11 protein-coding genes are annotated in these 12,188 nt (G+C 60.7%); 1 reads left to right on the top strand and 10 read right to left on the bottom strand.

Annotated elements, in window-relative coordinates; translation table 11 throughout:
• Nucleotides 1-51: 51 nt before the first annotated feature.
• Complete coding sequence (locus tag HX898_RS11625) at nt 52-1,299, top strand: FAD-binding oxidoreductase (RefSeq protein WP_180194713.1); 1,248 nt, start codon at nt 52-54, stop codon at nt 1,297-1,299.
• Here the strand turns inward: HX898_RS11625 and HX898_RS11620 are convergent.
• The 10 genes from HX898_RS11620 to HX898_RS11575 form a co-directional block, all read right to left on the bottom strand.
• Nucleotides 1,289-1,828, bottom strand: a complete 540-nt coding sequence (locus tag HX898_RS11620) for a gluconokinase (protein WP_180194773.1) — start codon at nt 1,826-1,828, stop codon at nt 1,289-1,291. The genes HX898_RS11625 and HX898_RS11620 overlap by 11 nt on opposite strands.
• Nucleotides 1,829-1,852: 24 nt before the next feature.
• The gene (locus HX898_RS11615; protein WP_138388049.1) at nt 1,853-2,806 is read right to left on the bottom strand and encodes a peptide ABC transporter ATP-binding protein; all 954 of its coding nucleotides are present in this window, start codon (nt 2,804-2,806) and stop codon (nt 1,853-1,855) included.
• A complete protein-coding gene (locus tag HX898_RS11610; protein ID WP_180194712.1) occupies nt 2,803-3,819 on the bottom strand; it encodes an ABC transporter ATP-binding protein in 1,017 nt (338 codons plus the stop codon). The genes HX898_RS11615 and HX898_RS11610 overlap by 4 nt, the downstream gene beginning before the upstream one ends.
• Nucleotides 3,819-4,709 (bottom strand): ABC transporter permease subunit, encoded by an 891-nt coding sequence (locus HX898_RS11605; RefSeq protein ID WP_171599637.1) that lies wholly within the window; start codon nt 4,707-4,709, stop codon nt 3,819-3,821. The genes HX898_RS11610 and HX898_RS11605 overlap by 1 nt, the downstream gene beginning before the upstream one ends.
• A gap of 9 nt (nt 4,710-4,718) precedes the next feature.
• Nucleotides 4,719-5,723, bottom strand: coding sequence for an ABC transporter permease subunit (locus tag HX898_RS11600; protein ID WP_017959055.1), 1,005 nt, complete (start codon nt 5,721-5,723; stop codon nt 4,719-4,721).
• An 87-nt stretch (nt 5,724-5,810) separates the two neighbouring features.
• Nucleotides 5,811-7,406: an ABC transporter substrate-binding protein gene (locus HX898_RS11595; RefSeq protein WP_180194711.1), complete on the bottom strand. Its 1,596-nt coding sequence runs from the start codon at nt 7,404-7,406 to the stop codon at nt 5,811-5,813.
• A 335-nt stretch (nt 7,407-7,741) separates the two neighbouring features.
• Nucleotides 7,742-8,224, bottom strand: coding sequence for an iron-responsive transcriptional regulator RirA (gene rirA, locus HX898_RS11590; RefSeq protein WP_003545647.1), 483 nt, complete (start codon nt 8,222-8,224; stop codon nt 7,742-7,744).
• 108 nt (nt 8,225-8,332) lie between these two features.
• Nucleotides 8,333-9,382: a M48 family metallopeptidase gene (locus tag HX898_RS11585; protein WP_180194710.1), complete on the bottom strand. Its 1,050-nt coding sequence runs from the start codon at nt 9,380-9,382 to the stop codon at nt 8,333-8,335.
• The gene (locus HX898_RS11580; RefSeq protein ID WP_180194709.1) at nt 9,372-10,445 is read right to left on the bottom strand and encodes a YjgN family protein; all 1,074 of its coding nucleotides are present in this window, start codon (nt 10,443-10,445) and stop codon (nt 9,372-9,374) included. The genes HX898_RS11585 and HX898_RS11580 overlap by 11 nt, the downstream gene beginning before the upstream one ends.
• A gap of 167 nt (nt 10,446-10,612) precedes the next feature.
• The gene (locus HX898_RS11575) at nt 10,613-12,109 is read right to left on the bottom strand and encodes a CoA-acylating methylmalonate-semialdehyde dehydrogenase (RefSeq protein WP_018070268.1); all 1,497 of its coding nucleotides are present in this window, start codon (nt 12,107-12,109) and stop codon (nt 10,613-10,615) included.
• Nucleotides 12,110-12,188 lie beyond the last annotated feature (79 nt).

The following is a 12,188-nucleotide window of genomic DNA, read 5'->3' as shown; positions in this document are numbered from 1 at the left end:
GTCGACAGGGGCATTTTCACCCCGATAAACTTAAGCGGAATGCAAGCGGAAATGACGAAATACGCAATCGTGCTCGGCGCCGGCATCGTCGGGGTTTCCACGGCCATCCATCTTCAGCGGCGCGGCCGGCAGGTGACGCTGATCGACCGCAAGGATCCGGGCAACGAAACCTCCTTCGGCAATGCCGGCCTGATCCAGCGGGAAGGTGTGGCGCCTTACGGCTTTCCCCAGCAGCTCGGGCTTCTGCTGCGTTATGCGCTGAATAACCGCATCGACGCGCATTATCACCTGCGCACGCTGCCGAGCCAGATCGCCTTTCTCGCCCGCTACTGGTGGAACTCCAATGCGCGCCGCCACGCGATCATTACCCGGGCCTATGCGCCGCTGATCGAAAATTCGATTGCCGAACACAAGGATCTGATCGAGGCTTCGCAGGCGCAAGCGCTGATCCGCAAGGACGGCTGGATCAAGATTTTCCGCACTGAAGCCAAGCGCGACGGGGCTCTTGCGGAGGCAGCACTTTGGCAGAATGAATTCGGCGTGGAGTATGACAGCCTGAGTCCGGCCGATATCGCCCGCATGGAACCTCATCTTACCGGCGATTTCGCCGGCGGCATCCGCTGGCGCGATCCCTGGTCGGTGCTCGACCCGCATGCGCTGACATCGGCCTATCGCCGCTATTTCGAAAGTATCGGCGGCCGCTTCGTCACGGGTGACGCCGCCTCGCTCGGCCCGTACGGCTCCGGCTGGAAGATCCTGACGAGGGAAGGTCCGCTCGAAGCAGAGGATGCGGTGATAGCGCTCGGCCCCTGGGCGGCCGTTGCAACGCGCCGGCTCGGCTATTCATTCCCGCTCGGCGTCAAGCGCGGCTATCACATGCATTATGCCGCCGAGGGCAATGCCGTGCTCAACAATTGGACGCTCGATGCCGAACGCGGCTATCTCCTGGCGCCGATGCGCCGCGGCATACGCCTGACGACAGGGGCGGAGTTTGCAACGCTCGACGCGCCGAAGACGCCGGTCCAGCTCGACCGCGCCGAAGCCGTGGCGCGCACCATCTTCCCGCTTGGAGACCGGCTCGATCCCGAGCCCTGGATGGGCGCGCGGCCCTGCACGCCAGACATGATGCCGATCATCGGCAAGGCGCCGCGCCATCAGGGCCTGTGGTTTGCCTTCGGCCATGCCCATCACGGGCTGACGCTCGGGCCGGTGACCGGCCGCGTGCTTGCCGAACTCATCACCGGTGAGGCGCCGTTCATCGATATTGCGGCCTATTCGCCGCGGCGTTTCAACCCGTGATACCGAGCGCTGCAAGGCTCTTGAGCGCCGTTGCCGCGATGCCTTCGATCGTGTCGTCGATATCGACAGTGACGACGCCCGGCTCGCCGGTCGGCGGTTCCAGCGTCGCCAGCTGACTTTCGAGCAGCGAGGCCGGCATGAAATGTCCCTTGCGCTCGCCCATCCGCTTCATCAGCAACGCTTTGGAACCTTCGAGATAGACGAAGAACAGATTGCCGCCGACAGCAGCCCTGAGCCTGTCGCGATAGATGCGCTTCAGCGCCGAGCAGGAGACGATAATGCCCTCGCTCTTCTCTATCGAGGCTTTCATGTCTTCGCCGATGCGGTCGAGCCAGGGCATCCGGTCCTCATCGGTCAGCGGAATGCCCTTCGACATCTTCTCGACATTGGCGGCGGGATGGAGCGCATCGCCTTCGACGAAGGCCAAGTGCAGGGCTTCGGCGAGTTTCTCGCCGACGGAGGATTTGCCGCAGCCGCTGACTCCCATGACGATGATCGCATGGGATTTGTTCATCTGCTCCGACATGATTTCCTCCTTAGCTTGCCTTCCCGCTCAATCGAGCGGGAAGTGACAGGCATATTGTTGTGCACCCTCACCACTTAGTTCGGGTGAAACCTGGCGACAATAGTCCTGTGCCTTCCAGCAGCGCGGATTGAAGTGGCAACCCGACGGCGGCTTCAACGGCGAAGGCAGTTCGCCCTGCAGGCGAATGCGGGTCTTTTCGCGATCGGGATCGGCGATCGGCGTCGCCGACAGCAAGGCTGCCGTATAGGGATGGCGCGGCCGGGCGAAAACCTCGGCGGCGGGACCGGTTTCCACAGGACGGCCGAGATACATTACCATCACCTCGTCGGCGATATGATGGACGACGGACAGGCCGTGCGAGATGAAGAGATAGGCAAGCCCCATCTCCTTCTGCAGGTCCATCAACAGGTTCAGCACCTGCGCCTGGATCGACAGGTCAAGCGCCGAAACCGGTTCGTCGAGCACCAGCACCTTCGGCCGCAGCATCAGGGCGCGGGCAATGGCGATGCGTTGGCGCTGGCCGCCCGAGAACATATGGGGATAGCGGCCATAATGCTCCGGCCGCAGACCGACGCGGGCCATCATCTCCTCCACCTTGCGGCGGCGGGCGGCGGCGTCGAGACTGGTGTTGATCTTCAGCGGCTCTTCGAGGATCGAGCCGACCTTCTGGCGCGGGTTGAGCGAGCCGTAGGGGTTCTGGAAGACGATCTGCACCTGGCTGCGCAGGCTGCGATCGCCGACATGGGCGGGCTTGCCGTCGATCAGCAATTGCCCCGATGTCGGATTCTCGATCATCGTGACCAGACGGGCGAGCGTCGACTTGCCACAGCCGGATTCGCCGACGACGGCGAGCGTCTTGCCGGAATGCAGGCTGAAGCTGACGCCGTTCAGCGCCTTGACCGTGGCATCGGCTTTGAAGAGGCCGCGGTTGACGGTGTAGAAGCGGGCGAGATCCCTGCCCTCGAGAACAGCGCCCGTCATACGAGATCTCCTGCAGTTTCAACGGCCATGATGCCGGGGTGCCCGAGCGGCTTGCTGTCCTTCAAAGGATAGTTGCAGAGCGCCAGTCCAAGCTCCGGTCCCTGACGGACGACACCGCGATCGCACTCGACCGTGGCAAAGCCGCAGCGCGGCGCGAAGAGACAGCCTGTCGGGCGACCGTGCTGGCCGGGAACGACACCGGCGATCGAGGGAAGACGCTGGCCGACCTTGGCGCGCTCCGGCAGGGCGGCGAGGAGGGCTGCGGTATAGGGATGATGCGGATCGCGAAACAGCGCCCTTACCGGCTGTTCCTCAACCTTCTGGCCGGCATATTGCACCTGCACGCGTTCGGCGGTTTCAGCAACGACCCCCATGTCGTGGGTGATCAGCACCAGCGCCATGCCCTGCTCCTTCTGCAGGCGAACGAGCAGATCGAGGATCTGTGCCTGGATCGTCACGTCGAGCGCAGTCGTCGGCTCGTCGGCGATCAGGAGCTTCGGATTGCAGGCGAGCGCCATGGCGATCATGACGCGCTGGCTCATGCCGCCGGACATCTGATGCGGGAAGTTCGACAGGCGCTCTTCCGGCGCCGGAATGCCGACGAGGTTGAGCAGTTCGATCGAGCGCTGGCGGCGCTCCTTGCGGTTGAGGCCCATATGAAAGCGCAGGGTCTCGCCGAGCTGAAAGCCGACGGTGAAGCACGGGTTGAGGCTCGACATTGGCTCCTGGAAGATCATCGCCATATCCTTGCCGATGATCCTGCGGCGCTGGCGGGCGGAGATGCCGCGCAGGTCCTTGCCATCGAACTGCATCCGGTCGGCGGTGATCCTCGCCGTCCAGGGCAGAAGCCCCATCAGGGCCAGCATGGCCACGGATTTACCCGAGCCGGATTCGCCGACGACCGACAGGATCTCGCCCTTGTCGCAGGCAAGCGATACGCCGTCGACGGCCCGGAAGAGACCGGAAGAGGTCTGGAATTCGACCGTCAGATTTTCAATCTCGAGGAGTGACATCACGACCTCTTCAGTTTGGGATCGAGCGCGTCGCGCAGGCCGTCACCCATCAGGTTGATGGCGAGAACGGTGATGAGGATGGCAAGACCCGGGAATGTCACCACCCACCAGGCGCGCGAGATGAACTCACGGGATTCGGCCAGCATCGTTCCCCATTCGGGTGTCGGCGGCTGGGCGCCCATGCCGAGAAAGCCGAGCGCGGCGGCATCGAGAATCGCCGCCGAGAAGGCGAGCGTCGCCTGAACGATCAGTGGCCCAAGACAGTTCGGCAAGATCGTCTTGAACATCAACCGGAAGGTGCCGGCACCGGCGACGCGCGAGGCGATCACATATTCCTTCTCACGCTCTGAAATGACCGAGGCCCGCGTCAGCCGGACGAAATGCGGCTGGTTGACCAGCGAAATCGCGATCATCGCATTGGTGAGACCGGGTCCCAGCACGGCCACCAGAACGAGAGCCAGCAGCAGCGACGGGAAAGCCAGGATGATGTCCATCAGGCGCATGATTGCCGTATCGATCCTGCCGCGGAAAAATCCGGCAACGAGGCCGATCAGGACGCCTGAAATGACCGAAAGCGTGACGACGACGACGCCGATGAAGAGCGAGAACCGCGCGCCATAGATCAGGCGCGAGAGGATATCGCGGCCGACAGCATCCGTTCCGAGCGGGAAGGAGGCGCTGCCCGCCTCCATCCAGAACGGCACGGCGAGCAGCACCGCACGGTTCTGCTCGTTCGGCTGATGTGGCGCAAAGAGCGGCGCAAGGATTGCGACGACCAGGATGATGGTGAAAACCACGAGGCCGATGACGGCGCCCTTGTTGCGGGAGAAATAATGCCAGAACTCCGCAAGAGCGGATGGCTGGCCGGTTTTGACGGTGACCGTGCTCATGGACCGCTCCTAATGACGAATGCGCGGATTGATGAAGCCGTAGAGAACATCAACAATCAGATTGACCAGCATGATGACGCCGGCGATCAGCAGAAGACCACCCTGGACCACGGCATAATCGCGCTTGAAGACCGAATCGACCATCCATTTGCCGATGCCCGGCCAGGAGAAGATCGTCTCGGTGAGGATGGCGCCGGCTAGAAGAACGCCAATCTGCAGACCGATCGTGGTGATGACAGGGATCATTGCGTTGCGCAGCGCATGCACGCCGACGACGCGCAGCGGCTTCAGGCCTTTCGAGCGCGCGGTGCGGACATAGTCCTCACCCAGAACCTCGAGCATCGCCGAACGCGTCTGGCGCGCGATGACGGCGAGCGGGATGGTCGCCAGCACGATGGTCGGCAGAATGAGGTAGCTGACGGCCGAGGCGAAGGCTCCCTTCTGGCCCGACAGCAGGCTGTCGACAAGCATGAATCCGGTGACCGGCTTGAAGAAATACATCAGCGAGATGCGGCCGGAAACCGGCGTCCAGCCGAGATAGCCGGAGAAGAAGATGATGAGCAGCAGACCCCACCAGAAAATCGGCATGGAATAACCGATGAGGGCAACACCCATCACGCTCTGATCGAACCACGTGCCTCGCTTGACGGCCGCAAAAACGCCGGCGGGCACGCCAAGACAGACGGCGATAATGATGGCACAGAGCGAAAGCTCCAGTGTTGCCGGGAACAATGTGAAGAACTCGCCGAGAACGGGCCGCTTGGTGACGATCGAGGTGCCGAGATCGCCTTGCAGCACTTTTCCGAGATAATCGAAATACTGCACATATATGGGCCGGTCGAAACCGAGATCGTGCATGATCTGGGCGTGACGTTCCGGCGCCATCACACGTTCACCCGACAAAAGCATGACGGGGTCGCCGGGGATCATGCGGATGAACGAGAAGGCTATCAGCGAAACGCCAAGGAATGTCGGGATCAGCACCGCGAGGCGGCCGATGAAAAAACGCAACATAGCAGGTTTTCCAATAGTTTCCGGCGGTCAGGGGAACCTGACCGCCGGCCGCACCCGGCGTTGACCGGGCAGTTTACAGATTTTTTATTATTCGGAAATGTCCACACCGTCGAAGCGGTGAATTCCGAGCGGGTCCATGAAGAAGCCCGAGACCTTCTTGCTCATCGGAACGAAGACCAATGAGTGGTCGAGCGTATTCCAGGGAGCTTCCTTCTTGAAGATCAGCTGAGCCTGTTCATAGGCCTTCGTGCGCTCGGCGACGTCGGCCGTCTGCTTGGCCTTCGTCATCAGATCGTCGAATTCCTTGTTGCACCACTGAGCGCGGTTGTTGCCGCCGACAGCGTCGCAGCCAAGCAACGTATCCATGAAGTTGTCAGGGTCGCCATTGTCGCCGGTCCAGCCGAGGATGACGGCACCGTCGCGATTCTTGTCGGACGAGAGCTTCAGATATTCGGCCCATTCATGAGTGACGATTTCCGCATCGACGCCGACCTTGGCCAAGTCGGCCTGCATCAATTCTGCGGCGCGGCGCGCGTTCAACATGTACGGACGCGAAACCGGCATCGCCCAGATTTTCATCTTCAGATCCTTGACGCCGGCATCTGCCAGCATCTTCTTCGACGCATCGGTATCGTACTTGTCGTCTACGACGGCATCGTTATAGGACCACATCGTCGGCGGGATCGGGTTCTTGGCAACGGCTGCGGCACCCTGGAAGACGGCGTCGACGATCGCCTGCTTGTTGATCGCCATGTTCAGCGCCTTGCGGACTTCGGCCTTGTCGAAGGGAGCAATCAAGGTGTTGTAGGCGAGATACGAAACGTTCAGGCCGGCTTGCTCGAGCACGGTCAGGTTTTCGTCCTTCTTGAGTTCGGCGACGTCAGCCGCATTCGGATACGGAATGAGGTGGCATTCGCCGGCCTTCAGCTTCTGCGCGCGGACGGCAGCATCAGAGGTGATCGCGAAAACCAGATCGTCGATCTTTTCCTTGCCCTTGAAATAGGTTTCGTTGGCCTTGTAGCGGATAACGGCATCCGGCTGGTAGGCGACGAAGGTGAACGGGCCGGTGCCGAGCGGCTGCTGGTTCAGCTGCGCCATCTTGCCGTCGGCGGCGAGCTTGTCGGCATATTCCTTGGAGACGATCGAGGCGAAGTCCATGGCGAGGTCGGCGAGGAACGGCGCTTCGGGATGGTTGAGCGTGAACTTGACGGTGAGGTCATCGACCTTCTCGATCGACTTGATCAACTCCGGGAAGCCCATGCCGGCAGCATATTCGTAAGAGCCGCCCTCGACATACTTGTTCCACGGATTGTCAGCCTTGAGCTGGCGCTCGAACGAGAAGATGACGTCGTCGGCATTGAAGTCACGCGTCGGCGTGAAGAAGTCGGTGGTCTGGTACTTGACGCCCGGATGAAGCTTGAAGGTGTATTCCTTGCCGTCGGCCGAAACGCTCCAGCTGTCGGCCAGGCCCGGCTCAATCTCGGTGCCGCCATGCTTGAATTCGACGAGACGGCTATAGACCGTGCGCGACGACGCGTCGAAGGTCGTGCCTGCCGTGTAGAGGCTCGGGTCGAAGCCTTCCGGCGAGCCCTCGGAGCAATAAACAAGGGTCTTGGACCAGGCCGACGTCGCCATGACGGAAATCAGGGCCGTCGCTGCCAGGAGGACAGAGATCTTTTTCATAATATTGTTTCCCGGTTGTTCTTCTTGATGTTTGGAGATCGTAGAATGCATCTCGATCGACGGTTGATGGAACGATATTTATCTACTGAAAGCAACGGGCTATGCAGAAAAATTTTCCAGCTGGACAATTTTAGAAATTTTCAGTCAAAAATCAGCCGCATTTGGAAATATTCGGACATAAATGACCGAAATTTTGTCGCATTTGGTATAAATGCGCGCCCATCGCGACATGCAACCGGCATTTCCCAGCATTCGGAGGCCGATGAGACGCCTCAAAAACAAAAACCGCGGTTGCCAGGGCAACCGCGGTTCAGAAGCAAATTCTGATCTTTAAATCAGGCGGCGGGGGCAACGATCGCGGGTTTGCGATAGGCCGGCTCGCCGGTGATTCCGAGAAGGAAATTGATCTGCGGACGCGCCTTGACGAGGTCGTCAATGGAGTATTCCGAAAGCACTGCAAAGAAGGCGTTGAGCGCCTTGCGCAGCGCCGAATTCAAACCGCAGCTGTCGACCAGCGGGCACTCGACCTCACCGTCATCCTCGAAGCATTCGGCCATGGCGAAGCTGTCTTCCGTCACCCGAACGACGTCGAAAAGACTAATGTCGGCGGCCGGTTTGCCCAAGCGCACGCCGCCGTTGCGACCGCGCACGGTTTCGACCAGACCCGCCTTGTTGAGCGGCTGGAGGATCTTGAAAAGAAAGAGCTCGGAAACGCCATAGGCCCTGGCGATTTCCGGAATCCGGCTCAAGTGTCCGTCGTTGGCAGCACAATACATCAACATGCGAACCGCATAGTTGGTCTGCTTCGTCAACCGCATGCCATTCTCCTGACTCGTCTGTTCAGACCTATATAGGCGGTTTGCTAGTTTTGAACAATTCCAAAATATGAAATTCGCATTCAGCTTATGAGGCCATTTGCCGCGACGTCAATCCCGCTTCAGGATCTCGACGTAATCCAGAATCGCCTGCTTGCGCTCGGGCGTGCCTGGATGAGTGGACAGCATGCTGGTGCGGGAGTGGTCGCCGAGCTTGGTCTCCAGCAGATCGAAAAATCTGGCGATCGCGACGGGATCCATGCCGGCCTTGCGCATCAGTTCGACCGAGCGCCGGTCGGCCTCAGCCTCGGCACCGCGAGAATAGGACAATGCGAGCAGGCCGCCGCCTTGCGTCAGGATGTCCTCGACGCCGGAGCCGATATCGCCGGCAATCAGCATGACGAGACCGGCGACGCCTGCGGCCCGATAGAGCTGCCTGAGGCTGTGCTTGTATTCGACATGGCCGATCTCGTGGGCGAGAACGCCTGTTATCATCTCGTCGTCGCCACCCGCCAATTCGATCAACTGGTCGGTGAGGACGATATTGCCGTCGGGAAGCGCGAAGGCATTGGGACCGATCAAACCGCCATTGCGAAAATTCAGGACATAGCGGTCGGCGCCGCCTTCGGCATTGGCCGCCACCTTTCGGAAGCGATCGGCGATTTCGGCCTGCCGGATCTCCTTTATGTGGCTTGGAGACAGCGCCGTCGTATCAAGCGTGTTGAGAGCGCCATAGGACATCATCTCAGAGACGACAGGCGGCGTCACGAAGATGGCGACTTCGACGAGCGCCGGCAGCGCATAACGATAGATTCCGACGGCAAGCAGAACGACCGCGACCGCGAAGACGAAGATGCGCGGATGAAACTCTTCAAGCCGATGCACCCATCCGCTTTTGCCGCCAGCGCGAAGAAAGGCATCGATTGCGTCATTGTCGGCGCTCTCGAAGACCGAACCGTCGGTAAAGACCGCACGCCGGGGGATCGATCCGACGCGCGCCGTAAAGGAGACCTTTCCGATGGCGCCATCGGAAAGAGCCGCATCTTCCGCGGTCACGGCGATGAGGCGCCCGCCCCGCGACAGCAGGCGGGCGGGAACGGCGGCGCTCGAATGCGGCGGATACCATTCCCCCGTCGCGATGGTTTCTCCGTCAGAACCCAAAATCAAGCCCTTCCATGCTCATATATTCCGAACCGACGGCAGTGCCGCTGGCTTCAAACTGCGTAAAGACCTCGCCGATCTCGCCTTCGATGCGGATCGCTGTGTGCTCGGTGACATAACGCGCCAGCCGAACCGCCGCCCAGGGGCGCATCAGGCCGAGGGTGAGTATCGTCACCACGACGTTCGATATGGCGATCCAGGCATAGCGTGCACGGGAAAGATCGCTCCGCAAGACATGCCGACCGTCGACCTGAGTCGACGACCAGACGATGTTGTGGACGGCTGCCCGATAAAAGAGGCCGGCAAGGCCGTAGATGATGAAGAGGCCGAAGAAGCTCAAATAGATTGCCCCCATGGTGAGAGCCACGTCTTCCATCGAGTCGGAGCCGCCGCTGGGGGCCGCTACGAGCATAAGCACAAGCGAACCGACGAGCATGACCGCGCCCAGCACGACCATCAGGGCCGGGACGAGAAGCGCGCCGTAAAGCGCGCCAACTTTGGGATCCGTTTGGAACGGTCGGTTGCCGTAGCGGAGATTGTTGAAGATGTAGCGGTTGAGCCAGCGGCTGGCGAAGGGCGCCAGCAGACCCAGCGACAGGACGGCGACGAGGCTTCCGAGCATGACGGAGACGAAGGCGCCGCCGGCGGAGCCGGTGAAATCAAATCGGACGTTGCGGTAGCTGGTCACGCGGGCGTTGAAACGAATGCCTCTTACGATCAGCCAGGGAAGTGCGATGAGCACAAGGATCGTGGTCACAAGCGAGAACAGCGGATGGATCGCCGCCAGAATGTTGACCACGACAAGGAAGGCGAAGACGATCAGGCGGCCGATGAATATCTGCATGCCGGTGGCGTGATATTCAAAACTGCGGCCGAGCAGGACGGTGTTGCCGTAGAAATAACGATTGCGCCGCACCTTCGCCCAGGCCGAATAGATGCCAAGCGTTACGATCGTCAGAAGAACGTTGACGATCCAGATGCCGAAATATTCCGATGCCGTGCCGGTGAACCTTGCACGCTCGAATGCGTTCGCCGCGGCGCCCGCGGACACTCGATTATCCATATTTTTGCTTCCCCCAAGCATAACAAGCCCACCGGCTCATGACGGGAATCACGCGACCGGCAGCTCATCTGAAAGCAAATCTGGCAAAAATCAACAACCTGGAATCGAAAAATCCGGGGGCGGAAAGGCCCCCGGATTGCAGATTGAAGGTTGGAAACTTGTGAAGATTACTTCATCGTCGGCATGACGAATTCCGCGCCGCTCTTGATGCCGGAGGGCCAGCGGGCGGTGACGGTCTTGGTCTTCGTCCAGAACTTGATCGAATCCGTGCCGTGCTGGTTGAGGTCGCCGAAGCTCGATGCCTTCCAGCCGCCGAAGGAGTGGTAGGCGAGCGGAACCGGGATCGGAACGTTGATGCCGATCATGCCGATATTGATGCGCGAGGCAAAATCGCGGGCGGCATCGCCATCGCGGGTGTAGATCGCAACGCCGTTGCCGTATTCGTGCTTCATCGGCAACGACAGCGCTTCCTCATAGTTGTTGGCGCGAACGACGGAGAGGACAGGTCCGAAGATCTCGGTCTTGTAGATATCCATCTCAGGCGTGACGTGATCGAACAGGCAACCGCCGACGAAGTAGCCGTCTTCATAGCCCTGGAGTTTGAAATCGCGGCCGTCGACGACGAGCTTGGCGCCTTCCTCGATGCCGCGGTCGATCAACCCGCGAACACGGGTATAGGCTTCCTTGGTAACGAGCGGGCCCATGTCGGCCTTGTCGTCAGTATAGGGGCCGATGCGCAGGGATTCGATCTTCGGCGTCAGCTTCTCGACGAGGCGGTTGGCGGTCTCTTCGCCGACCGGAACGGCAACCGAGATCGCCATGCAGCGCTCGCCGGCCGAACCGTAGCCTGCGCCCATCAGCGCGTTGACGGCCTGATCCAGGTCCGCATCGGGCATGATGATCATGTGGTTCTTGGCGCCGCCGAAGCACTGGGCGCGTTTGCCATTCATCGCCGCCGTGCCATAGACGTAGCGGGCGATCGGCGTCGAGCCGACGAAGGAGACAGCGCCGATATCGGGATCGGTGAGGATCGCGTCGACGGCACCCTTGTCGCCATTGACGACGTTGAGGATGCCGGCGGGCAGGCCGGCCTCGATCATCAGTTCGGCGAGACGGATCGGCAGGGAGGGATCACGCTCGGAGGGCTTCAAGATAAAAGCGTTGCCGCAAGCGATCGCCGGCGCAAACATCCACATCGGGATCATGCCCGGGAAATTGAAGGGGGTAATGCCGGCGCCGATGCCGACTGGCTGGCGGATCGAATACATGTCGATCGCCGGTCCGGCGCCTTCGGTGAACTCGCCCTTGGCGAGATGGGGAATGCCGCAGACGAATTCGCAGACTTCGAGGCCGCGGATGACGTCGCCCTTGGCATCCTCGATCGTCTTGCCGTGTTCCTTGGAGAGGATTTCGGCAAGCTCGTCCATGTGCTTGTTCAGAAGTTCGACGAACTTGAAGAAGACGCGGGCGCGGCGCTGCGGATTGGTGGCGGCCCATTTCGGCTGCGCAGCCTTGGCGTTTTCAACCGCGGCGCGCAGTTCCTCGACGCTTGCGAGTGCGACCGTCGCCTGGACTTCGCCCGTTGCCGGATTGTAGACGTTGCTTACGCGGCCGCTGGTGCCGGCAACCTGTTTGCCGCCGATGAAATGACCGATCTCACGCATGGGTGTTCCTCCTGTTTTTCGATGGCCGACAATCGCACTTCAATTTGCACAAATCAATGCGCTGATATAAGCAACCGTT

The organism is Rhizobium sp. WYCCWR 11128 (assembly GCF_013416305.1).
GTDB classification, from domain to species: Bacteria; Pseudomonadota; Alphaproteobacteria; order Rhizobiales; family Rhizobiaceae; genus Rhizobium; species Rhizobium indicum.
This window is presented reverse-complemented; position numbering and strand designations above follow the sequence as displayed.